This is a genomic window from Rhodobacteraceae bacterium Araon29 (genome assembly GCA_039640505.1).
Lineage (GTDB): Bacteria > Pseudomonadota > Alphaproteobacteria > Rhodobacterales > Rhodobacteraceae > CABZJG01.
Window position 1 is genome coordinate 2,461,199 of the sequence record CP046865.1, and the last position, 24,532, is coordinate 2,485,730.

Annotated in this window: 27 protein-coding genes; 18 read left to right on the forward strand and 9 right to left on the reverse strand. The window is 50.9% G+C overall.

Annotated elements, in window-relative coordinates; genetic code table 11:
- The first annotated feature begins 24 nt into the window (after nt 1-24).
- On the forward strand, nt 25-1,092 hold the full coding sequence (locus tag GN278_11875; protein XAT61384.1) for an IS630 family transposase: 1,068 nt from the start codon (nt 25-27) through the stop codon (nt 1,090-1,092).
- 67 nt (nt 1,093-1,159) lie between these two features.
- Here the strand turns inward: GN278_11875 and GN278_11880 are convergent, their stop codons facing one another.
- Nucleotides 1,160-1,666 (reverse strand): DUF1772 domain-containing protein, encoded by a 507-nt coding sequence (locus GN278_11880; GenBank protein XAT61385.1) that lies wholly within the window; start codon nt 1,664-1,666, stop codon nt 1,160-1,162.
- Nucleotides 1,667-1,757: 91 nt separating this feature from the next.
- Between GN278_11880 and GN278_11885 the strand changes: the two genes are divergently transcribed.
- Nucleotides 1,758-2,351, forward strand: coding sequence for a TetR family transcriptional regulator (locus GN278_11885; GenBank protein ID XAT61386.1), 594 nt, complete (start codon nt 1,758-1,760; stop codon nt 2,349-2,351).
- A gap of 168 nt (nt 2,352-2,519) precedes the next feature.
- Here the strand turns inward: GN278_11885 and GN278_11890 are convergent, their stop codons facing one another.
- Genes GN278_11890 through GN278_11905 form a run of 4 tightly spaced genes read right to left on the reverse strand, consistent with a single transcriptional unit; the run spans nt 2,520 to nt 6,738 of the window.
- Complete coding sequence (locus GN278_11890) at nt 2,520-3,515, reverse strand: molybdopterin biosynthesis protein (protein ID XAT61387.1); 996 nt, start codon at nt 3,513-3,515, stop codon at nt 2,520-2,522.
- Nucleotides 3,512-4,495 (reverse strand): XdhC/CoxI family protein, encoded by a 984-nt coding sequence (locus tag GN278_11895; protein XAT61388.1) that lies wholly within the window; start codon nt 4,493-4,495, stop codon nt 3,512-3,514. The genes GN278_11890 and GN278_11895 overlap by 4 nt, the downstream gene beginning before the upstream one ends.
- Before the next feature lie 32 nt (nt 4,496-4,527).
- Nucleotides 4,528-5,769 (reverse strand): VWA domain-containing protein, encoded by a 1,242-nt coding sequence (locus GN278_11900; GenBank protein XAT61389.1) that lies wholly within the window; start codon nt 5,767-5,769, stop codon nt 4,528-4,530.
- Nucleotides 5,770-5,829: 60 nt separating this feature from the next.
- On the reverse strand, nt 5,830-6,738 hold the full coding sequence (locus tag GN278_11905) for an AAA domain-containing protein (GenBank protein XAT61390.1): 909 nt from the start codon (nt 6,736-6,738) through the stop codon (nt 5,830-5,832).
- A 366-nt stretch (nt 6,739-7,104) separates the two neighbouring features.
- On the opposite strand from GN278_11905, the gene pyrC reads away from it, so the two are divergent.
- From pyrC to GN278_11985, 16 genes are all read left to right on the forward strand, one after another.
- Entirely contained in the window at nt 7,105-8,157 is a 1,053-nt protein-coding gene (gene pyrC / locus GN278_11910; protein XAT61391.1) for a dihydroorotase, read from the forward strand.
- Nucleotides 8,158-8,223: 66 nt separating this feature from the next.
- Nucleotides 8,224-8,901, forward strand: coding sequence for an orotate phosphoribosyltransferase (locus GN278_11915; protein XAT61392.1), 678 nt, complete (start codon nt 8,224-8,226; stop codon nt 8,899-8,901).
- Between the two features lie 187 nt (nt 8,902-9,088).
- A complete protein-coding gene (locus tag GN278_11920) occupies nt 9,089-10,579 on the forward strand; it encodes a replicative DNA helicase (protein XAT61393.1) in 1,491 nt (496 codons plus the stop codon).
- A gap of 168 nt (nt 10,580-10,747) precedes the next feature.
- Nucleotides 10,748-11,212, forward strand: coding sequence for a GNAT family N-acetyltransferase (locus GN278_11925; protein ID XAT61394.1), 465 nt, complete (start codon nt 10,748-10,750; stop codon nt 11,210-11,212).
- 138 nt (nt 11,213-11,350) lie between these two features.
- Nucleotides 11,351-12,388 carry an alanine racemase gene (gene alr / locus GN278_11930; protein ID XAT61395.1) on the forward strand — a complete coding sequence of 346 codons (1,038 nt, stop codon included), beginning with the start codon at nt 11,351-11,353 and terminating at the stop codon, nt 12,386-12,388.
- Nucleotides 12,385-13,167 carry an MlaE family lipid ABC transporter permease subunit gene (locus tag GN278_11935; protein XAT61396.1) on the forward strand — a complete coding sequence of 261 codons (783 nt, stop codon included), beginning with the start codon at nt 12,385-12,387 and terminating at the stop codon, nt 13,165-13,167. The genes alr and GN278_11935 overlap by 4 nt, the downstream gene beginning before the upstream one ends.
- Entirely contained in the window at nt 13,164-13,910 is a 747-nt protein-coding gene (locus GN278_11940; protein XAT61397.1) for an ATP-binding cassette domain-containing protein, read from the forward strand. The genes GN278_11935 and GN278_11940 overlap by 4 nt, the downstream gene beginning before the upstream one ends.
- Nucleotides 13,910-14,299: a hypothetical protein gene (locus GN278_11945; GenBank protein XAT61398.1), complete on the forward strand. Its 390-nt coding sequence runs from the start codon at nt 13,910-13,912 to the stop codon at nt 14,297-14,299. The genes GN278_11940 and GN278_11945 overlap by 1 nt, the downstream gene beginning before the upstream one ends.
- A gap of 31 nt (nt 14,300-14,330) precedes the next feature.
- Nucleotides 14,331-14,777 carry a paraquat-inducible membrane protein A gene (locus GN278_11950; GenBank protein ID XAT61399.1) on the forward strand — a complete coding sequence of 149 codons (447 nt, stop codon included), beginning with the start codon at nt 14,331-14,333 and terminating at the stop codon, nt 14,775-14,777.
- Between the two features lie 26 nt (nt 14,778-14,803).
- On the forward strand, nt 14,804-16,192 hold the full coding sequence (gene radA, locus GN278_11955; protein ID XAT61400.1) for a DNA repair protein RadA: 1,389 nt from the start codon (nt 14,804-14,806) through the stop codon (nt 16,190-16,192).
- Nucleotides 16,193-16,195: 3 nt separating this feature from the next.
- The gene (locus tag GN278_11960; protein XAT61401.1) at nt 16,196-16,750 is read left to right on the forward strand and encodes a CvpA family protein; all 555 of its coding nucleotides are present in this window, start codon (nt 16,196-16,198) and stop codon (nt 16,748-16,750) included.
- 145 nt (nt 16,751-16,895) lie between these two features.
- Nucleotides 16,896-18,347 carry an amidophosphoribosyltransferase gene (locus GN278_11965; GenBank protein XAT62648.1) on the forward strand — a complete coding sequence of 484 codons (1,452 nt, stop codon included), beginning with the start codon at nt 16,896-16,898 and terminating at the stop codon, nt 18,345-18,347.
- A 96-nt stretch (nt 18,348-18,443) separates the two neighbouring features.
- Nucleotides 18,444-19,088 (forward strand): SDR family NAD(P)-dependent oxidoreductase, encoded by a 645-nt coding sequence (locus GN278_11970; protein XAT61402.1) that lies wholly within the window; start codon nt 18,444-18,446, stop codon nt 19,086-19,088.
- An 87-nt stretch (nt 19,089-19,175) separates the two neighbouring features.
- The gene (gene surE / locus GN278_11975; GenBank protein ID XAT61403.1) at nt 19,176-19,958 is read left to right on the forward strand and encodes a 5'/3'-nucleotidase SurE; all 783 of its coding nucleotides are present in this window, start codon (nt 19,176-19,178) and stop codon (nt 19,956-19,958) included.
- Nucleotides 19,955-20,599 carry a protein-L-isoaspartate(D-aspartate) O-methyltransferase gene (locus GN278_11980; protein XAT61404.1) on the forward strand — a complete coding sequence of 215 codons (645 nt, stop codon included), beginning with the start codon at nt 19,955-19,957 and terminating at the stop codon, nt 20,597-20,599. The genes surE and GN278_11980 overlap by 4 nt, the downstream gene beginning before the upstream one ends.
- A gap of 72 nt (nt 20,600-20,671) precedes the next feature.
- Nucleotides 20,672-21,787: a peptidoglycan DD-metalloendopeptidase family protein gene (locus GN278_11985; GenBank protein XAT61405.1), complete on the forward strand. Its 1,116-nt coding sequence runs from the start codon at nt 20,672-20,674 to the stop codon at nt 21,785-21,787.
- Between the two features lie 77 nt (nt 21,788-21,864).
- On the opposite strand, the gene GN278_11990 is transcribed toward GN278_11985, so the two are convergent.
- Genes GN278_11990 through GN278_12005 form a run of 4 tightly spaced genes read right to left on the reverse strand, consistent with a single transcriptional unit; the run spans nt 21,865 to nt 24,366 of the window.
- Nucleotides 21,865-22,704 carry a DUF815 domain-containing protein gene (locus GN278_11990; protein XAT61406.1) on the reverse strand — a complete coding sequence of 280 codons (840 nt, stop codon included), beginning with the start codon at nt 22,702-22,704 and terminating at the stop codon, nt 21,865-21,867.
- Nucleotides 22,697-23,587: a twin-arginine translocase subunit TatC gene (tatC, locus tag GN278_11995; protein ID XAT61407.1), complete on the reverse strand. Its 891-nt coding sequence runs from the start codon at nt 23,585-23,587 to the stop codon at nt 22,697-22,699. The genes GN278_11990 and tatC overlap by 8 nt, the downstream gene beginning before the upstream one ends.
- Complete coding sequence (gene tatB, locus GN278_12000) at nt 23,584-24,147, reverse strand: twin-arginine translocase subunit TatB (protein XAT61408.1); 564 nt, start codon at nt 24,145-24,147, stop codon at nt 23,584-23,586. Before tatB ends, tatC begins: the two co-directional genes overlap by 4 nt.
- Before the next feature lie 3 nt (nt 24,148-24,150).
- Entirely contained in the window at nt 24,151-24,366 is a 216-nt protein-coding gene (locus GN278_12005; GenBank protein XAT61409.1) for a Sec-independent protein translocase TatA, read from the reverse strand.
- Nucleotides 24,367-24,532: the final 166 nt, after the last annotated feature.

The following is a 24,532-nucleotide window of genomic DNA, read 5'->3' on the forward strand; positions in this document are numbered from 1 at the left end:
GGCTTCCAACAGCAAACTTCGCGCATGAATGACAAGCCAAAATCAGTAAGTTTGACCGAAGATCAGCGATCTGCACTTCAGACTATTTGCCGACAGCGTAAAGTCCCAGTTCTTGTCTGGAAGCGCGCCCGTGCATTCATTCTTTTGGATTCTGGCGTTGATGCGAAGACGATTTGCTTCATTCTTGATATTGGCCCTACGGTTCTCACCGAATGGAAATTCGCCTTTGCTTGTACTGGCTTGTCATTTTTCGGGTTGAAAGACTACAGCCAACGTCAGGGTCACCTGTCTGTTGCGCAAGAGAAGGCGCTAAAAGCGTATTTCAGTGACAATCCTGCTAGCAGCGCGGATGAGGTCTGCGCTTATATTCTGACGGAGTACGGGCAGAGCTATTGCACATCGGGAGCCGCAAAGTTGATGCAGCGCTTGGGCTTCGTGTATAAAAAGCCCCAGTCCCTGCCATCTCAGGCCGATGAGGCAAAGCAAGAAGCCTTTATTGCTCAATATGAGGCCCTTATGACGGGACTGGGGGTCGACGAGATGGTTGTATTCTCGGACGCAGTACATCTGACCCATCAAAGCCGCCCCGCACACGGCTGGTTCCCCAAAGACCAGAAGACCGCTCTTAAAACCAGCTCGAGGCGTGGTCGCCTCAATATCCAAGGCGCGATTGATCTTGAAACATTCCAGTTCACCTTTGTCGAAGCCGAAAAGATCAATGCACACACGACAAGGCAGATGTTGGAAAAGCTGGAACAGAACAATCGTACGATGGCAACGATTCATGTCTATCTGGACAACGCGCGCTATCATCACGCCAAGACACTTCAACCTTGGTTGAACAGCCCAGATCGCAAGGTTAAGCTGCACTTCTTGCCGTCATACGCCCCGCATCTGAACCCGATTGAACGCCTTTGGGGCGTTATGCACAAATGGGTGACGCACAATCGGCACTACGACACTTTCAACCAGTTCACAGAGGCCATACTGAGATTCTTCCGAAAGACGCTGCCCGATAATTGGAAAGCGTTTCGCGACACCGTCAGTGACAATTTTCGCTTGGTGTCCCTCAAGAAATACAGAGTTATTTAGCATAAGGCAGCCGACCCACTCAAGGTCAGCACTGCGGACTTTTCTGCCGCTCGCACGTTCGACGTCATCAAAGATGTTTGTCAAAGGATATGTATAAGACGCCGAGGATCGCGATGAGAAACGATGCTCCGGATGCGACCGTGCGCACTTGGTTCCAGAATTGCCATGTAGGTGAGTAGTCCTGCCATATCTGTCGAGCACTGGACAGGTCATCGGAAACGGTCACTGTTGCTAATGCTTCATTCATTGGAACATTTACAACCATAGTTAGGACAAGCCCACCGCAGAGGTAGACGAGTGCGCTGCCCACAAACAACGTCGCGCTTTTGCGAATGCCCTGTCGCCACAACACGATGCCCGTGACAGCCAATACAAGGGGGGTGCCAAAGAATGCTGGCGCAAAAACGCCGTTTCGAACCGAGGCATTCATTGCTTGCATGGCTTTAATTGCGATGCGCGGATCAGCTTTATCCAATCCCCACATTGTTGAGCACACCCAAGCATAAAAGAAGCCAAATATTGCCGCACTTAGCAACATTGAGGATAAGACCAGTATCACAGTGCTTGAGCGCATTGTTTTCTCCTTATAAGCGTACACATCATTGCGTATTTATTAATCCGTAATGATGTGTACGATAAATGGCAAGAACATTCAGGAGGTTGATATGCGTGATGAGAAGAAACAAATACGACACGAAGTAATCACAAATGCTGCCTATAACATGCTCGCAGCGAAGGGATACGATGGCGCTTCAATGTTGAGCATTGCCAAGGCCGCAAAAGCATCCAATGAGACGCTGTATCGCTGGTACGGTGACAAACGGGGGCTCTTTGAAGCGATGGTTTGTGACAACGCTGAGGACATTAAAATTATACTGGAAAAAGCTGTCGTGAGGGAAGACGAACCTTCGGAAACACTGAGGCATGTTGCGCCGCTCCTGTTGACAATGCTCTTGGGAGAACGTGCGATATTGCTCAACAGAGCGGCAGCGGCAGATCCATCGGGGGAATTGGGTGCGGCAATTGCTGCGGGAGGTCGTGATGTAATCCAGCCGCTCATTGCGAAACTGATCCGTACCGTGTGCGGGGATAATGGTGCTGATGTACGTGAACTAGCAGATCGGTTTCTGGGATTATTGATTGGAGACCTTCAGATCAGGCGCGTCATTGGCGTGCTAAATGCACCCACGAAAGCCGAAATCGAAGTGCGAAGCAAAAATGCACTTGATGTGTTTTTCAAGCTTATCCAACATCAGTGAATACCGTCGAATTGGGCTCACCGCTACCATTCGCCGCCTTGTAGCATCTCCGCAACCCGCGCAAAACTTAGGTCAATTCGGTCGTAGGAGTATGCATCCTTATTATCCCACCGCATTATCGCACCGCGAAATTTAAAACTGACGTGATACTGCCGATAAATGCGCTTGTTATTTTTTGGGGCGTCTGGGCTGGGGACGCGTGGGGATTTCTTTTAAAAGGCCGCCGATGGCCATCTGGGCAAAGCTGTTGTCATCCAGCGAAATCCCACAGGCCACTTGCGAAAGCACCCAATCCGCCCCGTTCAAGGCAGGAGACCGCACACAGCCGGGAAAACCGATCACCGGCCTGGATTGAATGTTCCCCAAAAACAGCAGGTTCCCGGGATCAACCGGAATGCCAAACCGCAGAACTTGGCCGCCAGCAGCGCGAACAGCGGCAGGCGCCGTATCATTAGGGTCGGATGTTGCAGAACTGGTCAAGATGAGCAAAAGCTCGCTGTTCAAAGAGCCAATGGCCTTTGCCATAGGATCTATTTCATGCTCCGTAGTGACGACTTTCTCAAGTGTGATGCCCAATGCATCAAGCCGTGTTTTTATCGCAGAAATACCTTTATCGTCATTGCGGTTTGCATTTTGACTTACCACCAGGCTGGCTGTTTTCAATTGCGGCGGCAATATTCTGATCGCGGCAGCGCCCAAGGCGCAAGCGGATCGTAACTTTTCGCCATCCACTGCATAGCTGATGATTTTCACTGTTCCAACAAGCCCGCCCTTTTGCATTTGCTGATAGTTTGGAACCGTTGCAAAGCTGATCATAGGATCGACCGAATTGAGCGCAATCAACCGGTCGGCCTGAAGATCCACAATACCTGGTCCAGTAGCCACCAGATTAACCCGCCCGGTAAAGGCAGCTGTGCACTCTAAACCTGCAGCCCTGACATCTGGCACCAAAGCTTTCGCCAATTCAGCAGCCGCTTGGTTTTCGTGCACATCATTTTCTTGCAACTGTGCGACGGTCACTTCGGTAATACCTGATACAGAGAGCTGCTCAATGTGAGCATCTTCTAACATCACCCCCTTTCGCAAACGGCGGCCAGAGCAGACAATCGAATGTGCCAAAATGCTGCCTTTGGCCTGCAGTGTTGGAACCGGGCCGAACTTCATCCGTCGCTTCGCAAAAAATGGATCATTTCAGCCATGATTGAGGTTGCGATTTCCGCCGGGGTCGCTGCACCAATATTCAATCCAACAGGCCCGTTTATGCGGTCGATCTGACCCTTGGAAAAACCCTTTTCCTGCAGCCTCACACAGCGCTTTTCATGCGTGCGTTTAGATCCCAACGCACCGATATAAAAAGCCTCGGACCGCAATGCCAATTCAAGAGCGGGATCATCCAGCTTTGGATCATGGGTGAGCAAAACCACTGCGGTTCTTGCATCAAGCCCATGGCTGCGTAAAGCCTCGTCTGGCCAATCATTTAATATGTCCACATCTGGGAATCGCTCTGGTGAGGCAAAGCTTTCGCGTGGATCAACCACCACCGGATCAAATCCGATAATCTTGGCCATGGGCAGCAAAGCCTGTGCAATGTGAACAGCGCCAACAACCACAAGCCGTAGCGGCGGCATGTGGATAGCCACAAAAGTTTGCCCATCTTCCTCAAATCCCGACCGGTCCATTTGCATCCGCTTGGAATGGCCCGAATACTCAAGCGTTCGGGTTTCTTTTTCAACATTGACGACATAGGCAACTGCACGTCGCTGTGCGCGGGCCTCAACCAATTCTTGCAGCATTGGCTCAGGCAATACGGAGCCAATCGGTTCTAGCAAAATACGAATTGTCCCACCGCAGGCCAAGCCCACGGCAAAGGCGTCCCCGTCACTAATCCCAAATTCTAAAACCTTACTGTTGCCATCCAAAAGGGCTTGCTGAGCCTCAAGCACTACAGCGCCCTCGACACAGCCGCCAGACACCGAGCCTTGCATACTGCCGTCTCCGCTGACCACAAGTTGAGCGCCAATACGGCGCGGCGCTGACCCCCAAGTCTGCACCACAGTTGCCAGAACCGCGCCACGACCCTTTTGATGCCAGTCAAGCGCCAGTTCCGGAATAGTATCAAAAGTGATGGCTTCAGGTAATTTCATACTAGGCAACGTCCTTTAAGGATTTGGTAGAATTACAATAATCGGCGTTTTTCACCGTAATCCTCTGGCTCTGAGATTACATTAGCAAGCTCTTGCAACGACGCAATAGAATGTGCAGACCGAAAGCTGTCTACATGCGGCAACATCGCCTTTATTCCACCTGCTTTGACCTCAAACTTTTCCCATCGAAGCAGCGGGTTCAACCAGATTAGGCGCCGAGCACTTAGCCTCAGCCGCTGCATTTCACGCGATAAATCCGAGCCCTGATCTGTTTCCAAACCATCCGTGATGAGTAAAACCAAAGCCCCCTGCCCCAGCACGCGCCGTGACCAGTCGCGATTAAATAAATGCAAACAGGCCGCAATCCGCGTGCCGCCATCCCAATCTTTCGCCTCGCTCCCGGCAGCCGCCAGCGCGGCATCAACATCTTTGGTCTGCAATTGGCGCGAGATATTTGTAAGACGAGTGCCAAAAGTAAAGCTGTGAACCTTTGCCCATCCTGCGCCTTTTTGATTGGCTACAGCATGCGCAAAATGTAGAACCATCCGGCTATATTGGCGCATTGAGCCGGAAATATCACATAAAATCACCAGGTCCGGCCAGCGAATACAGCTTTTGCGCATGTGTAAGTTTTTCAAATCTCCGCCATGGCGGATGGCCGAACGCAACGTGGCCGGCCGATCTACCCAGCGCCCAAGTGAAGCGGCAACGGTTCGCCGGCTGATCAGCGGTTTGACAGGCAATTTTAACTTTTTAAGCATGGACTTCGCTTGTACCATTTCCGCAGTGCTCATCTGTTCGAAATCCAACTGCCGCAAACGTTCGTTCGGCGACATGGTTTGAAACGCGTTGACCTCAATTTCAGTTTCATTTTCAGATTTTAAGGCTGCCGGCAGTGTGGGGGCTTGGTTATCAAGCAAGGCTTGCGCCGCCCGCTTTTCACCAGCTTGCGGCTGTCGATCTTCTTGCACCCCGTGCACTGCAGGCAACAAAAGACCCATCATATGCTCTAAAAACCTCGGATCGCGCCAGTAAAGGCGAAAAACCTGAGCAAAAATCGCACGGTGCTCAGGGCGGGTAACAAAACAGGCTTGAAGTGTCCAAAAAAAATCTTTTTTTTCAGTAAAGCCCGCAGCCTCTACCGCGCGCAGCGCATCACCAACGCGCCCTGGTCCGATCGGCAAACCGGCGCGCCGCAACGCGCGGGCAAAATGAGTGATGTTGTCAGAAAGCCGAGGCGTGTCAGGCAAGTCGAGCGGCGCAAATTCAACCATGCTTTGCCTCCAAAGTCGCCTCCGCGGCGCATTCATGAGTATTTAAGCAAAGAAAAAGTATCACGTCGGTTCCAATGCTGCACGCGCATCTTCTAGCAGGCGGCGTGCCTCTGAGTTTTGCAGCTTTGCAATATCATCTTGGTATTTCAGAATAGCACCCAATGTGTCGCAGATCACTTCAGGGCTTAACTCGATCATATCAAGCGCCAACAGGCACTTGGCCCAGTCAATTGTTTCGGCAACACCGGGTTTTTTAAACAGGTCCTCTTGCCGTAGGCGCTGCACGAAGGCGACCACCTCTTTACTAAGGTTTTGCGCAACATCTGGAAGCCGGGCATTTAAAATATCCATTTCACGGTTAAAATCAGGATAATCCAGCCAATGGTATAAACAACGGCGCTTGAGCGCATCGTGAACTTCTCGGGTCCGGTTCGATGTCACAATAACGATTGGCGGATGCGGAGCAGCGATGGTGCCCAGTTCGGGAATGGTGACTTGAAAATCGGACAGTGCTTCGAGCAAAAATGCCTCAAATGGGGCGTCAGTGCGGTCCAACTCGTCGATGAGTAAAATGGGTGGGCCCTTTTCATCAGGTTGCATGGCCTGCAGCAAAGGGCGTTTAATCAGGTAGTGATCGCTAAAAAGCTCAGCCTGCAACGCGTCGCGATCCGCGCCTCCTGCGGCTTCCGCAGTGCGAATTGCTACCATTTGCGCCGGAAAATTCCAATCGTAAACAGCCGTCGATGCATCCAGCCCTTCATAGCACTGCAGACGGATTAATGACCGGTCTAATGCCAAAGCCAAGGCTTTGGCTATTTCAGTTTTGCCAACGCCTGCCTCACCTTCCAAAAACAACGGTCGATTGAGCCGCAGAGATAAGAAAACCACCGTTGCCAAAGATCTATCAACAACATAATTTTGTGCAGCCAGCATATTTTGCAGAGCATCAATTGATTGAATTTGTGTCATTCTTTCACCTCTATGAGCTATAGCTGCATCTTGTGCTCTGCGGGTCAACCCCATGCAGTGCGCCAAATGTTGATTTTGATAGCACGGATACGCGAAAGTCGACCAAAACACAGACTGAGGCAGATCGGTTATGACGGCTTTTTGGCAGAGGGCAGCGCACCGCTAAATTGGAACATGGCACAAACCTCCCGTTAGGTTTTTGACACTGTTGTTCAAAACTCACCCAACACGAGCTTGCACATGGCCGCTTTACAATTTTATCTTTGGGCTATGTTCAAAGAAATTATGCGCAGAGGTTTCAAAAATCATGTGCTTTTGTGAGCTCTGCACTGGTACAACCGATCAGCTTTGTGTAATGCCTGCCGCATGAGTGATCTGCTAAAATTGACCCGCCCCGATGATTTGCACCTACACCTGCGGGATGGCGCTATGCTCAGGGCAGTGCTGCCTGCGAGCGCAGCGCATTTTGCCCGTGCTCTTATCATGCCAAATTTGGTGCCGCCCGTAGTCACCGCAGCGCAAGCGAGCGCCTATCGAGACGAGATCTTGAGCGCATTGCCAGATGATCTGCCTTTTGAGCCTTTGATGACACTTTATCTGACCGAGGACACTGACCCAAACGATTTAAGTGCAGCTTATCAAAGCGGTTTGATCCGTGCGGTAAAATTGTATCCTGCAGGCGCCACGACCAATTCAGCCTCAGGCGTGAGTAACTTTGAACGGATTCGGCCAGTGCTTGAGCGGATGGCCGATATCGGCTGCCCGCTTTGTGTGCACGGCGAAGTCACCGACGATGCAGTTGATATTTTTGATCGTGAAGCGGTTTTTATTGACCGCGTGCTTGATCCGCTACGCCGCGCCACACCGGAACTTCGGGTCGTGATGGAACACATCACGACCGCGCAAGGCGTTGATTATGTGCAGGCGAATGACGATGGTTTAGGAGCAACGATCACCACCCACCATCTGTTTTTAAACCGCAATCATATATTGGTTGGGGGTATAAAACCACATTACTACTGTTTGCCGGTGGCCAAACGCGAAGAACACCGGCTTGCCCTGCGCAAAGCCGCCACCAGCGGCGATGATCGGTTTTTCCTCGGCACAGACAGCGCGCCGCACCTTGATCATGACAAAGAAAGCCCCTGTGGCTGTGCCGGTTGCTTTACAGCGCTGAACACAATGCCGCTTTTGGCACATGTTTTTGAAGAAGAAGGCGCACTGGATAAGCTTGAAGCTTTCACCAGCCATAGCGGAGCGCAGTTCTACGGCCTGCCTCTAAGCCAAGGCTTTTTGACACTTAGAAAATCAGAGCAGCCTATGCAATTTGCTAAATCAGTGTCCTCTGATGAAGGGGATGTAACGGTTTTTGATCCAGGTGTTGAGATTTTTTGGCAGGTTGAAAATATATCACTATGACCGGAAATGACCGAGGCGGTATGAACCAAACATGACAAAAACAAACCGTAAAAGGAAAACGAGAAAATGATACCCAGCAGCTATCCTGAGCAATCCGAAATCGCCCGGTTAACCGCACGCATGCTGCTGGAAATTCAAGCGGTGGACTTTAACAGCAGCGACCCTTTTACGCTTGCGTCCGGTCTGCAGAGCCCAACCTATGTTGATTGCCGTAAGCTGATCAGCTATCCGCGCATTCGCAGCACTTTGATGGATTTCATGACCGTCACGGTCATGCGAACTGCAGGCTTTGAGGCATTTGACAATATTGCAGGTGGGGAAACTGCAGGCATACCCTTTGCGGCGCTTGTGGCCGAGCGGATGGGACTGCCAATGAGCTATGTCCGTAAAAAGCCCAAAGGCTATGGCCGCAATGCCCGTATCGAAGGCACGATGCAAGACGGCCAGCGCGTGCTTTTGGTTGAGGACTTGACCACTGACGGTGGCAGTAAACTTAGTTTTGTGGATGCCATTCGCGAAACCGGTGCGAGTTGCAACCATACTGCGGTCATTTTTTATTATGATATTTTTCCGCAAACTAAGAAAACTCTTGGCGACCACGGCGTCACTCTACATCATTTGTGCACTTGGTGGGATGTGCTTAAAGAGGCAAAAGCGCAACAGGCTTTTGATTCTGAAACCCTGTCAGAAGTTGAGAGCTTTCTGAACGCTCCAGTTGCGTGGCAGCAAGCACGCGAGAAGTAGGATCGGGTTAAAAGTCAATTATTTTGAGCCAGTTAGGGATCTAATCGGAAAATTTGCGCTATATTTTGTGGATTTGTGTACTTAAGCCACGAAATATGCTATTCCACAAGTTATCCACAGAAACATACAATTTGCCCCAAGATAGGCTTTGGCTTTATCACCTAGCGAAGATGATAACAGGACACCAATGAACAAGATCGCGGATATCAACACCCCGGCAGCCGACATACAATCACCCGACGTGATGCCGCATTCGATCGAAGCTGAACAACAGCTTTTAGGGGCTATCCTGACCAATAATGATATCTATGACCGGGTCGCAAGTATTATCAAACCTGAGCATTTTTTTGATCCCGTTCATGCGCGGATTTTTGAAGTTGCTGCGGCGCGGATCGCCAAGAACAATCTTGCCTCTCCTGTGACTCTAAACACATTTTTGCAAGATGACGAAGGACTGAGCGAATTGGGCGGAGCGGCCTATCTTGCGCGGCTTGCGGCCTCGGCCATCGCTGGTTTTGCGGTGCGTGACTACGCGCAGATGATTTATGATCTGGCGATCCGCCGTGAATTGATCCAACTGGGTCAGGATATCAGCAGCCGTGCGACAAAAGCAGATGTCGAACAAGAGCCAAAAGATCAGATTATCGAAGCCGAACAGGCGCTTTATAAGCTAGGTGAGGATGGTCAAAGCGACAGTGGCTTTCAGTCCTTTTTGCGTGCGGTCACTTCGGCGGTGGATGTGGCCAATAACGCCTATAAACGCGAGGGTGGTCTGGCCGGAGTGGCCACAAACTTGATCGATATGGATAAAAAGCTTGGCGGTTTGCATAAATCTGACTTGCTGATTTTAGCTGGCAGACCATCTATGGGCAAAACATCATTGGCCACAAATATCGCCTATAATATAGCCAAATCCTACAAGCGCGGAACATTATCTGACGGCACCGAAGGCACGGTTGATGGTGGCGTTGTCGGCTTTTACTCGCTGGAAATGAGCGCCGAGCAACTGGCTGCGCGCATCCTTTCAGAAGCCGCCGAAGTGCCCTCTGACCAAATTCGGCGCGGTGACATGACCGAAACCGAGTTTCGCCGTTTTGTCGAGGCGGCAAAATCACTGGAAAGCTGCCCACTTTTCATTGACGACACTGCCGCCCTGCCCATTTCGCAATTATCTGCCCGCGCGCGGCGCCTAAAGCGTACCCACGGACTTGATCTGTTGATTGTGGATTATTTGCAGCTGGTGCGTCCGGCATCGGCAAAAGACAGCCGAGTCAACGAGGTCTCTGAGATTACCCAAGGCCTAAAAGCCATTGCCAAAGAATTAAACATTCCAGTGATTGCTTTATCACAGCTCTCTCGCCAAGTGGAAAACCGTGATGACAAGCGCCCACAACTGTCAGATTTGCGCGAATCAGGATCGATTGAGCAGGACGCGGATGTGGTGATGTTCGTGTACCGTGAGGAATATTACAAAGAACGCGAAAAGCCCGGCGATCATGATCTTGAAAAAATGGCGCAATGGCAGGATGAAATGGAGCGCCTGCACGGCCGCGCCGAAGTGATCATCGGCAAACAGAGGCATGGGCCAATTGGCACTGTTGAGCTTAGCTTCGAGGGCCGCTTTACCCGCTTTGGCAATCTTGTCAAACCGTGGCAACAAGGCAGCGATACGCTTTAGTTTCTATTTTTGGTTGTAATTTGAAAAACTCAGTATATTCTGAGGATGTGCAACAGATCGCCCTTACATACTGGCTTTATTTTAGCAGCTAACTTGGCTGCCGTTGCATTACTTTCATGACCCGATGCTTTGTGCAGACCTTATTTTGGGTCATATTAGGATTTTCAGATGACGACAGATTTACATATTCGCAATGCTGTCCCCGCAGATATTGAGCTTATCGAGGATATGATTGCCGCGCTCTGCGTTTTTCACAATGACACTTATCAACGCAATCCCAATGCGATCATCCGCGATGTCTTTGGTCCGCAAGCCGGCGCCCGCGTGTTTTTTGGTGAACGGCAGGGCTCCGCCGTGGTTTTTGCACTCTGCTACAATGAATTTGGTCTGCATATTGGCCAAAGGCGTTTGCGCGTGCACCTGTTTTATGTGGATGAAGCGCACCGTAAAACCGGTGCAGGTCACCAAATGATGCAGCATCTTGAAAAGATTGCCGCCTCGGAGGGCGCCGCTGCATTGGTGCTTGGTGCAGATTTGCAAAATGAAGCCGCGCAGCAAGCCTATTTATCAATGGGCTTCAAGAGGCGAGAATACGGCGGAGCACATTTTATCAAAGTGCTTGAAACTGAGTAACCGTGTGGGCCGCCTATCGCTTTTGCACCCAAAGTCTAGGGGTTAGCGCCTCACTTTCAGCCGCAGCAAGTAGATACTCATGCTAAGATTTTATGTCTTTCTACTTGACCTTGACGTCTTGCCAGTCAAAAAAAGCTTATGAGCACAGCCACTTTGACAATAGATTTAATGTCGATCCGCGCCAACTGGCGGGCCCTAAGCGCGCTCAGCGCCGGTGTGACCGGCGCTGTGGTCAAGGCCAATGGCTATGGGCTTGATGCGGCAAGGGTTTCGCGCGCATTGGCGCAAGAAGGTGCGCGGCATTTTTTCGTTGCGGTGGCAGAAGAAGGCGCCGTGGTGCGCCGCGCTCTAGGCCCCGGACCCAAGATATATGTGTTTTCGGGGCATATGGAAAACGACACTTCATTGATCCGTGACCACCAGCTGACCCCGATGATCAACTCGGTGGATCAGCTTCTGCGCCATGTGGACGCGATGCCAGATGTTGAATTTGGCGTGCAGCTTGATAGCGGCATGAACCGGCTAGGTTTAGAACCTGCGGAATGGCAGGCTGTGCGCGATTTGGTTCTGCGCCTAAGACCAGAAATTTTAATGTCCCATCTGGCCTGTGCAGATGATCCGCAGCACACCATGAACAGTCAGCAATTGCGTGAATTTCGTGATATGACCGACGGGCTTAATGTGCCGCGTTCGCTGGCGGCAACAGGTGGAATATTGCTCGGAAATAGTTATCATTTTGAATTAACGCGCCCCGGCGTGGGGCTTTATGGCGGCGCCCCCTTTGAGACAGCGCAAGCCGTGGTCACTCTGGATGTTCCCGTGATCCAAGTGCGCGATGTTGATACCGGCGAAACGGTGGGCTATTCCAACACATGGACAGCCCCGACCCCGAGAAAGATTGCCACTGTTTCGGCCGGATATGCGGATGGGATAATGCGCAATCTTGGTCCGAACCTAAGTTTATATTCCGATCGCGTTGCCTGCCCTGTGGTGGGCCGTATTTCTATGGATCTTATCGGTGTTGATATTACTTTGCTGGCCGATACCCCAAGCAGCTTGCAACTTTTAAACAGCTTGCAAAGTATCGATGATTTGGCAACCGCTGCTGACACCATTGGTTATGAGGTCTTAACCTCGCTTGGTTCTCGCTATCAAAGACGCTATAAAGAGATATGATCCTTACTGCACCTCTGGAATTTATTGGCCGTAATACCCTAAGCTTTTTAGCTGCGATCGGGCGGGTTACTTTGTTCGCTCTTGATACACTGCGCCAATTGTTTTTGCCGCCCTTTTACATTCGTGAATTTGGCTTGTCGCTGTTGCAGATCGGCTGGCTATCGCTGCCGGTTGTCGGGCTAACAGCATTTTTTACCGGTGGGGCACTTGCTTTGCAGATTTACTCGGGCGGAGCCCGCTTTAACGCTGAAGCCGTGGTTCCTTCAATCGTTGCTATTGGCATGACACGTGAGTTGGGACCTGTGCTAGGAGGCTTGATGGTCGCCGCAAGGGTTGCAAGTTCCATCGCTGCGGAAATTGGTACAATGAAAGTAACCGAGCAAATTGATGCGCTGGTGACGCTGTCTACCAACCCTATGCGTTATTTGACGGTGCCGCGGGTTCTTGCGGCGACACTGGCAGTGCCTGTACTGGTTGCGGTTGGTGATGCAATTGGCATTATGGGCGGGTATTTCGTCGGAATTAATCGACTGGATTTCAACTCGGCCGCCTACCTTAAAAATACCGTCGATTTCCTCCAGTTCTGGGATATCGCCAGCGGCTTGGTCAAAGGCGCTGTGTTTGGGTTTATCGTTGCGCTCATGGGCTGTTATTATGGAATGCGCTCTGGGCGCGGAGCCCAAGGTGTTGGGCGCGCAACGAAATCGGCAGTGGTTGCATCAAGCGTTCTTATTCTAGCGTCTAACTATGTGTTAACAGAGGTTTTTTTTAACGCATGATTTGCTTGGAAAATATTCATAAATCATTTGAAAACAATGCTGTACTCAAAGGTGTGGACATAAAAGTTGCGGCCGGAAAGTCTATGGTTATCATCGGCGGCTCCGGCACTGGAAAATCGGTCATGCTTAAGTGCATACTCGGGCTTATCGCACCTGATCAAGGGCGTATATTAGTCGACGGCCAAGATGCTGCACGCGCCGAACGCGATGCTTTTCTTGCGCGATTTGGCATGTTGTTTCAAGGCGGTGCACTGTTTGATAGCCTGACTGTTTGGCAAAATGTGGCTTTTCGTCTGTTACGCGGCGCTCTAAAACGACCGACTGAAGAGGCCCGGGAAATAGCGATTGATAAGCTTAGGCGGGTGGGACTTGGCGCCGATGTGGCCGATAAATTCCCCGCCGAACTGTCGGGCGGCATGCAAAAGCGGGTTGGTCTGGCGCGCGCCATAGCTGCCGAGCCCGAGATCATCTTTTTTGACGAACCTACCACCGGTCTTGATCCAATTATGGCCGGTGTAATCAATGATTTGATCCGTGAGATTGTGGTTGAAATGGGCGCCACTGCCATGACCATTACCCATGATATGTCTTCGGTACGGGCAATTTCAGACGAGGTGGCAATGCTGCACGATGGGGTTATTAAATGGACCGGGCCAATTGCAGATATTGACCAATCTGGCGATCCCTATCTTGATCAATTTATCCATGGCCGAGCGGAAGGCCCCATTGAGGCCATTCGCTAATGGAGGCCTTCTTTAAACCACCACCGGAAGTGCTGGCGTTTATAGCATTCAAAAAATACATCTATCTTCAAACATTACTTTTACTGTCGGCATTTCGCTGTCTAATTGACTCCAGAAGCGAAGCACAGCTGGCTTTGGCATCGCTATTGCTCACTGCAATGGGTCTTTTTGCCCTCTTTGGGCTCGGCTTTTTTGAAATTTACAGCGGACCGCTTCGCCAGTTTTCTCTTTGGTGGAGCCGCTTTGCGGATGGGGCCGGCATGATGCTGGCTGCCTCATTACCTCTGGCACTATCAGCGATCCGTCTGCATCGGAGATATCGCTGGGTGGATGGGCTGCATGCAGTTTTGCTGATCATATTGATCGCACTTTGGGCAATGATTATGTAAAACGAATAGACTACTAAAGGCCTATCCGCCCATGCTGCGCTATCTCAATCTTGGTTTGTTGGTTCTATTCCCACTGTCTTGGTTTGCACCGCTGATGCACGCCGGACTTTTGCCTTTGTTTGGCCTGTCACAGATCAGTATAATCACCGGGGTCCAGAGCCTGTGGCAAACAGATATCATATTGGCCTGCCTGGTGATGTTTTTTGCTTTGATCGCCCCAATGCTTAAGACCGGCATACTTGCACTGATGCATTTTGGCGTTGTGCCGCCAAGCGGGTTTTCACTTTTGGCACTGCTGGGAAAACTGGCCATGGCGGATGTATTTTTAATCGCGCTTTATATTGTGATCTTTAAAGGCGTTGGTTTGGGCCATGTTGAAACCGCTTGGGGGCTATACTTTTTTAGCTTTTGCATTCTGGCGTCTGTGGCAGTGCAGGCGCTGAGCCAAAGAGAATTTCGCCAATCAACCTTGCCATAGGGTAAAAGACTTGGCACAAGCGCAGCATGGCTAAAACAAAGTCCTTTTCCTGCGCCAGCTGCGGAGCGGTCACCAGCAAATGGTCGGGCCGGTGCGAAGTATGCGGCGAATGGAATACAATTTCAGAAGACGCAGGCCTTTCTTCGGGACCTGCGAAAGCATCAATGGGCACCAAGCGTGGGGCGGCTGTGAAGCTCAGTGGGTTGAAAAGCACCGAGGCGCCGCCTGAACGCACCAAAAGCGGGATTGTCGAACTTGATCGGGCTTTGGGTGGGGGGCTCGTCCCGGCCTCAGCGCTTTTGGTTGGCGGTGATCCGGGAATTGGTAAATCAACACTGCTGCTGCAGGCCGCTGCACGATTTGCTCAAGCTGGCCTAAAAACTATTTATATTTCTGGCGAAGAAGCCAGCGAACAAGTGCGCATGCGCGCTGCGCGCCTTGGGCTGAGCGATACATCCGTGCAATTGGGCGCTGAAACCAACTTACGCAATATTCTGACCACGCTCGAAGAAGAAAAACCTCAGCTGGTCATAATTGACTCGATCCAAACCATGTGGGCCGATACCGTCGAAAGCGCTCCGGGCAGCGTTAGTCAGGTACGCACCACCGCGCATGAGCTGACGCGGTTTGCCAAGCGCCGCGGCCTGTCGGTGATTTTGGTTGGCCATGTCACCAAAGACGGCCAGATTGCCGGCCCGCGCGTGGTCGAACACATGGTTGACACAGTGCTTTATTTTGAAGGCGAACGCGGGCATCAGTTCCGTATCTTGCGCGCTGTGAAAAACCGCTTTGGCGCAGCTGATGAAATTGGTGTGTTTGAAATGACTGGTCAGGGCTTGTCCGAGGTGAGCAACCCCTCTGCTTTGTTTTTGGCCGACCGCGGCACACCAACCCCCGGATCAGTGGTCTTTGCCGGGGTCGAAGGAACACGGCCGGTTTTGGTGGAATTTCAGGCCTTGGTCGCCCCGACCCCACACAGCCAACCAAGACGATCGGTTGTTGGCTGGGACAGTGCGCGACTTGCGATGATACTTGCAGTTCTTGAAGCCCGATGCGGCATTCCTTTCAGCGGGCTTGATGTTTATCTAAATGTTGCCGGGGGTTTGAAAATTAGCGAACCGGCTGCCGACCTAGCGGTTGCATCAGCACTTCTTTCTGCACGCGAAGACATAAGTTTACCGGCCGATACAGTTGTTTATGGGGAAATAAGTCTCTCAGGAGCCCTTAGACCGGTGCCGCACGCAGAAAATAGGTTGAAAGAGGCGCAAAAACTTGGTTTCACAAAGGCACTAGCGCCGACCAACACAAAACAATCGGCTGTCACAGACATACAAGTGACCCAAATTGCGGATTTGGTGTCCTTTGTAGAGGAACAATTTTGTGCGGAAAAGCGGCTGCATGTAAGGGATGCATGATTGATGGAAAATCTTAACTTAATTGACGGCCTTGTGGTTTTGTTGGTGCTGATCTCAGCGCTGCTGGCTTACTCACGCGGATTGGTGCGTGAAATTATGGCCATCGCTGGGTGGGTGGCAGCAGCAGTTTTGGCATTTATTTTTGCACCACAATTGATGCCTTTGGTCAAAGAAATTCCGATGGTTGGTCCGATCCTTGCGGACAGTTGCGAGTTGGCAATCATAGCGTCATTTGCTACGGTGTTTGCGGTGGCTTTGGTCATATTATCCTTTTTCACACCACTCCTATCTGCCTTGATCGACAAAACCGCCGCCAGCCGTTTGGATCGCGGTTTTGGATTGCTTTTTGGAATATTACGCGGTCTGGCTTTGGTGGCAATTGCGTTTTTTGCCTATCAATCAGTTCTAAGCACCGAAACCTTTGCAGTGGTTGACCAAAGTCAATCGGCGCGGATTTTTAGCGATATTGCGCAAAACATAGAAGACCGAAGACCCGAACGCGCGCTTGGCTGGATCACAACCCAATATGAGCAATTAGTGGCAGTATGCGAAGCATAGGCGCGCATTTGTGCACAGAGACCTTTTTACACCAAAATCAACGATAAGATTATGGATAGGTTCGTGACACTTGGCGGCAAACAGACTAAGACGGTGATCACAAGCTGTGCTAGATTCGGAGTTGCCTGACGTGTCGCGCCAACAGATGCCCCCGGCCCACCCTTTTGATGATGATAAACTACGTGAAGAATGTGGTGTTTTCGGAGTTATTGGAACAGCTGAGGCAGCAAATTTTGTTGCTCTGGGGCTACATGCGCTTCAACACCGCGGGCAAGAGGCTGGCGGCATTGTTGCCCATGATCCGGAGGCCGGTTTTAATTCAGTCCGGCGATTTGGATATGTGCGGGATAATTTTACATCACAAAGCCTGATGCAAACTTTACCGGGGCCATTATCCATTGGCCATGTGCGCTACTCTACAGCGGGCACCAAAGGCTCAGTGATCCGTGACGTACAGCCCTTTTTCGGTGAGTTTGCCATGGGCGGCGCCGCAATTGCGCATAATGGTAATATTACCAACGCCAATGCGCTAAGGCGCGAATTGATCGAACGCGGTTCAATTTTTCAAAGCTCTTCAGACAGCGAATGCATCATTCATTTAATGGCCCGTTCACTGCAGCGTAATATCCCTGAAAGAATGGAAGATGCACTGCGCCGGGTAGAAGGCGCCTTTTCCATTGTTGCCATGACCCGCACGAAATTAATTGGCGTTCGCGACCCTTTAGGTGTTCGCCCGCTGGTGCTTGGCCGCGTTGGCGAGGGCTGGGCGCTGAGTTCTGAAACCTGCGCTTTGGATATTATCGGCGCTGATTTCGTGCGCGAAATAGAACCGGGTGAGATGGTCGTCATCACTTCAAAAGGGATCGAAAGCCATTTTCCATTTCGTCCGCGCAATTCACGCTTTTGCATTTTTGAGCATGTTTATTTCTCACGCCCTGATAGCATTATCGGTGGCAAGTCAGTGTATGAAACGCGCCGGCAGATTGGTGTTGAATTGGCCAAAGAAAGCCCGGTTGACGCCGATTTGGTCTGCCCAGTTCCCGACAGCGGAACCCCTGCAGCAATCGGGTATTCGCAGCAAGCGAACATTCCCTATGCGATGGGCATTATTCGCAACCAATACATGGGACGCACCTTTATTGAACCCACTGAGCAAATTCGCAATATGGGCGTGCGTCTCAAGCTAAATGTCAACCGTGCGCTCATAAAGGGCAAGCGGGTTATTTTAGTCGACGATTCCGTTGTGCGCGGCACCACATCGCGCAAGATCAAGGAAATGATTTTGGATGCCGGTGCGGCAGAAGTTCATTTCCGAATTGCAAGCCCCCCCACTGCTTGGCCCTGTTTTTATGGCGTGGACACCCCACAGCGGGAAAAACTGCTGGCTGCCACCATGACCGAAGAGGAAATGCGCAGCCATCTTGCCGTCGATAGTTTGAAATTTATTTCCTTGGATGGTCTTTATCGCGCAGTGGGCGAAACCAAAGGCCGTTCAGCAAAATGCCCTCAATACTGTGACGCCTGTTTTTCAGGCGAATATCCTGTAGCGCCGTCGGATATGATTACCAAAGGGTTTGAGCTTAAGGCTGCAGAATAAAAAAACGCGGGATCTATGCCCCAATTGAAAGCGGCAAATTTCCCTTGTTTGACGACCACGTCTTGACGGACCCGCGTAAATTGATCATCAGGCTGTATGAGCAAGAAAATAGCACTGATCACAGGGGCCTCACGTGGGCTGGGCGCAGCCCTAGCGTTGCATCTTGGCAAAAGCCATCATTTGGTTTTGGTCGCACGCACCACAGGGTCTTTGGAAGAGCTGGATGACCGTATTCAAGCCAGCGGCGGACAAGCGACTCTTGCCCCGATGGATATTACCAACCCGGATGCAATGGCACAGTTGTGCCGGTCTATTTATGATCGCTGGGGTCAGATTGACCTTTGGGCTCATACGGCCATTCACGCTGCACCACTGGCGCCAACAAGTACCTTGGATAGCAAAGATTGGGGAAAATCAGTTGCTGTGAATGTCACGGCCACCGGCGTTTTGATCCCTTATATAGCCCCACTTCTGGGGGCGGCGGGCAAAGCTGTCTTTTTCGATGATCCGCGGGCTGGTGCGAAATTCTTTGGTGCCTATGGAGCCAGTAAAACAGCCCAGATTTCTTTGGCGAAAAGCTGGGCTGCTGAAAGCCAAAAGACCGGCCCCAACGTGCATATTTTGGAACCTGAACCAATGCCAACGGCCACACGGGCGCGGTTCTTTCCAGGCGAAGATCGCGATCAACTTACCCACCCCGAAGCCGAAGCGCAGCGACTGATGGCCGAACTTGGCCTTTAACCAAACCTATGAGGGCTCTGATCTCTTGCCCAAAGCCTTTGTCTGAACTATGCAGGGGTCGAAAATACGGCAATACTGGGCGATATAATGCGCATTTTGGTTACCAATGACGATGGGATAAACGCCCCCGGGCTGGCTGTTTTGCAAGCAATTGCTCAGGAAGTTGCCGGTTCAGATGGTGAGGTTTGGACGGTTGCGCCGGCCCACGAGCAATCCGGTACAGCGCATTGCATCAGTTATACCAATCCAGCCATGATCGTTCAGCATAGTGAAAGGTGTTTTTCGGTCGAAGGCTATCCAGCCGATTGCGTTTTGGCAGGGATCCATCATGTCCTTAAAAGCGCACCGCCTGATTTGGTTCTATCAGGGGTTAATCGCGGTAATAACTCAGCTGAGAATGCGCTTTATTCCGGCACTCTTGGGGCGGCGCTAGAAGGCGCGCTACAAGGCGTGCGCTCGGTTGCCTTGTCGCAATACCTTGGCCCCAAAAATCGCGATTTGGAAAATCCCTTTGAGGCCAGCGCCGCGCATGGGGCAGACCTGATCGTAAAGCTTTGTCAGCAAACGGTTCCTTCTGGTGAAGATTATCCTCTTTTTTACAATGTGAATTTCCCACCACTTCCCGCTTTGGATGTGCGAGGGGTCAAAGTGACCCCGCAAGGCCGACGCCAGAACAGTAAATTTAGCGTATCCTCCTATACTTCAGCTTCAAAACGTCAATTTCTATTTGCACAGATCGGCGATCAGCAGGTGCCCACAGCCCCGGGCGCCGACGCGGCCGAAAATTTAGAAGGCTATATCACCGTGACACCGATGCGTGCAGATTTGACTGACTATAGTGCGCTTGATGCCTTAAGGATCATCGAATGAGTTCAGAAGCTGAACGCAAAATGCAGTTTCTGTTTGCGCTGCGTTCAAAAGGTGTGACCGATACCCGCGTATTATCCGCCATGGAAAAAATCGACCGTGGGCTTTTTGTACGCGGACTTTTTGCCGAGCGAGCCTACGAAGATATGCCCCTACCCATCGCCTGCGGTCAAACCATATCGCAACCCTCTGTGGTTGGCTTGATGACTCAAGCGCTTGATTTGAGTCCTCGCCATAAAGTTCTTGAAGTGGGCACAGGGTCTGGGTATCAGGCCGCCGTCCTTAGTCACCTGGCGCGGCGCGTCTATACTGTCGAGCGGCATAAAACACTTGTTAGTGAAGCGAAATCCCTCTTTGAGGCATTGGACTATAGCAATATTATTCCAATTTTATCCGATGGCAGCCGAGGCTTGCCAGACCAAGCGCCCTTTGACCGGATCATAGTAACTGCCGCAGCAGAAGATCCGCCAAGCCCGCTACTGGCACAATTAAAAGAGGGCGGGATAATGGTGGTTCCCGTGGGTCAATCAGATACTGTTCAAAACCTTATTCGTGTGACCCGCACCGAAGATGGATATCATTATGATGATTTAAGAGCGGTGCGTTTTGTACCGCTTGTTGAAGGTTTAGGTAAAGATAGTTAAGTTTTGTAAAAATGCTCGCACGATTGGGGCAAAAGCGATATAAAACTATATGCTTACTAAAGGAGTGTGAATATGTCCGTTGGTTATTTTAGGCGCACAGGTCTTATTCTAACCTCGGGCTGTTTTCTGGCGGCCTGCGATCCATCGCAACTTGATCTTGATCTTCGAAATAACGAATATAACACCTCTTCTGCGGCGCAAGAAATTGCAGCCAAGAGGCCAAAACCGGATAACAGAGGGATAATAACCTATCCAAACTATCAAGTGGCCATTGCCCGCTTTGGTGATACCATGACAAGCTTGGCAGAGCGGATCGGATTTGATCCCAAGGCTCTCGCACGGTTTAACGGCTTTAGAACTGGCGACCGCCTGCGCGCAGGTGAAGTGATTGCGTTGCCCACACCCGTGGCCAGCAGTGAACCATCCACAAGCGCTGATGGAAGTGAAATCGATGTTGCAGAGCTTGCCCAAAGCGCCCTTAATCAAGCAGATCAAGGCATAAAGCCTGTGACTAAGCCACGTGCCAAACCGCTGGCGGAACCAATCCGGCATAAAGTGCGCCGCGGCGAAACCGCTTTTACCATTTCACGGCTCTATAATGTATCGGTGCGATCCCTTGCAGATTGGAATGCGCTGGACAGTAATTTCACCATCCGTGAAGGCCAATATCTTTTGGTTCCAGCCACTTTGAACAATGTCGGTGCGCGGCCGGATCCGGTATCAGAACCCGGAGCTGTTAGCGCAACTCCTTCGCCGCCCAGCGCTGCAGAGCCAATGCCGGAAACAGAGGTAGAACCCCCAGAAACAACCCAAACCGAGCCGACGCAGACCGCAAGTGGCGGCCGCCTTGCCTATCCTGTCAAAGGCAAAATTATTCGCGAATATGTAAAGGGTAAAACCGATGGCATTGATTTAAGCGCCCCGGTTGGCAGCACCGTTGTAGCCGCTGAAAGTGGCACTGTTGCTGCCATTACAGCGGACGCCGATCAGGTGCCTATTTTAGTGCTGAAACATGCGGATAATCTGCTGACGGTTTACGCCAATATTGGCAATATATCGGTCGAAAAAGGCCAAGGGGTTGCGCGGGGTCAAGGCATTGGCAAAATTCGCAAAGGCAATCCCAGTTATCTACATTTCGAAGTGCGCAAAGGCTTTGAAAGTGTCGATCCGATGGATTATTTGAATTAGAGACTGCCCAAATTGCACCACTGCATTACAGCCGCGATACCGCCGTAATACCGACACCCGTTTTGTTGTAAGCTGGTTTAATTCACCTGCACGCCCGAGCGTCCGGCAAGATCAATGAAAAACTGCCATGCCACCCGGCCTGAGCGCGCACCGCGTGTTGCTTGCCATTCTATCGCTTCCGCCCGCATTTTCTCTGGCTCTGGGGTTAGCCCGTAAGCCGCGCAATAGCCGTTTATCATCTCTAGATATTCATCTTGGGAACAGGGATGAAACCCAAGCCACAATCCAAACCGATCCGACAGAGAAACCTTTTCCTCGACCGCTTCAGAGGGGTTGATGGCACTGGAGCGTTCATTTTCAATCATATCGCGCGGCATCAGGTGACGGCGATTTGACGTCGCATAAAATAAAACATTTTCCGGACGCCCTTCGATACCGCCATCCAGCACTGCCTTTAAGGATTTGTAATGCTGGTCATCATGGCTAAAACTAAGATCATCACAAAATAACAAAAACCGGTGTGGTGACGGGCGCAGGATATTCAGCAAGCGGCCAACACTGGGTAGGTCTTCGCGCTGCAGCTCAACTATTTTTAACGCCAGCCCCTTATTTAGAACAGCAGCATGAACCGCTTTGACCAATGACGATTTACCCATGCCCCTTGCGCCCCAGAGCAGTGCATTATTGGCGGCAAATCCTTGGGCGAATTGGAGCGTGTTTTGCAGCAGCGTATCGCGCGCGCGCTCAATGCCAACCAAGAGCGATAAGTCCACGCGAGAGACGTCAGAAACGGGATGCAGCGCGTCGGGCGCAACATGCCATACGTAGGCCGCAGAGGCTTCAAAATCCGGCGCTTGCAGCGGCGCAGGAGCGATACGCTCAAGTGCGTCGGCAATCCGCTCCATCGGATCAGCCATTTTTTTCATCTATTTGGCTGTCTAAATCGGCCTCATCCGCTGCGGCCTCGTCATCCTCGTCATCGTAATACCCTTCGGCGCGCAATTTTGCTTCACGCTTTTTTTCCACCCGGGACACTAGAAAGATGGAAACTTCGTAAAGGCCATAAACCACCACAAAAAGAATAACTTGTGTGATAACATCCGGAGGTGTCACCAGAGCAGCAAGAACCAGTATCGCCACAACTGCATATTTACGAACATTGCCCAGGCCTTCCGCGCTGACCAAACCGGCTTTGCCCATAAGGGTCAGCAGGACCGGCAATTGGAAACACATGCCAAAGGCAACAATGAATTTAATTGTAAGGCTTAGATATTCCTGCGCCGAGCCCTGAAATGCGATGCCCGCGGTCGCATTTTCGGACATCTCTTCGCTCAGGATACTTCCAGACTGTTGAAATCCTAGGAAAAAATCAAATGCCAACGGGGTGACCACGTAAAACGCAAAGGTGGCCCCAAGGAAAAACATAAAAGGCGACGCTAGCAAAAATGGCAAAAACGCCCCTTTTTCAGATCTATAAAGCCCGGGGGCAATAAAGCGCCACATCTGATAGCTGATCACAGGAAAGGACAGCATCAGCCCCCCCATAAGCGAAATTGAAATGGCAACAAAAAACCCTTCTTGCAGCTTGATCAGGATTAATCCGCAATCTTCATGCCCGCGGACAGCCATCGCGGAACAAAGCGGTTGGGTCAGAAAATCAAAAATCGGGTTCCACACGGTGAAACAAATGATCATGCCAACAATGAAGGCTAGAACAGAGTTGATCAACCGTTGTCGTAATTCCGCCAGATGCTCAATCAAAGGGGCTGAGCTATCCTCAATATCGTTATCTTCACTCATGCCTTATCCTTGGACGTGGGTTTTGAAGCCGATTTCTTACTGGCAGATTTTGTGTTAGATTTTTGAGCAGGCGCTTTAACCGTTGCTGGTTTGGCCGCAGCTTTTTTTGCAGCAGGTTTTTTGGCTGCTGTTTTCTTTGCCACTGCTTTTGGCTTTTTCTCGGTGGATTTTTGCTCTTTTGCCTTTGCCGCTTCTTGGCGTTCTTCTTGTTTTTTAGCAGCGGTCTTTTTGGCGACTTCAACTTTTTTCTGACGGTCAGCTGCTAATTTTCCGGTTTCACTTTCCGGGTCGTACTTTGTCAGATCGCTGGCGGCTTTTCGCACGCTGTCCAGTCCGGTTTGAACCGGTTGACTGGCCGCTTTAAGTGTCTTGCTTAGATCTTTTACACCTGTGCCGTCTGCGGCATCATTCATAGCACGCGTGAACTCTCTTGCCATGCCGCGTGCTTTGCCAACGAATTGCCCCACTTTTCGAAATAGCATCGGCAATTCTTTCGGACCAACCACAATAAGGGCCACTATCCCGATCAGAAGTAGCTCGGTCAAGCCAAGGTCAAACATCTATCAGACCTTGTCTTTGTCGGTTTCCGGTGTGACGTCCTTTGGCTCTGCCGCCATTTCATTTTCAAGTTCTTTAGAGCTGTCATCGACGCCTTTCTTAAATGCCGTGATGCCCTTGCCAACCTCGCCCATCAAAGAACTGATTTTGCCGCGACCGAACAAAACCAATACCACAACGGCGATCAATAAAAGACCCGGAAGGCCTATGTTATTTAGCATTCTCTTCTCCTGACACTAAAAGCTTTCGCTCAATTTTTGTGTTTATATAATCTATGTATGGCTTTCAGGCCCATGATTAAAGCATCAAATCGATTTCACCATCAAATTTTACCAGTTTTCGGGGCGAATGCTTGAAAGCTTGGAGCCTTTTGAAGTTCTTAAATTA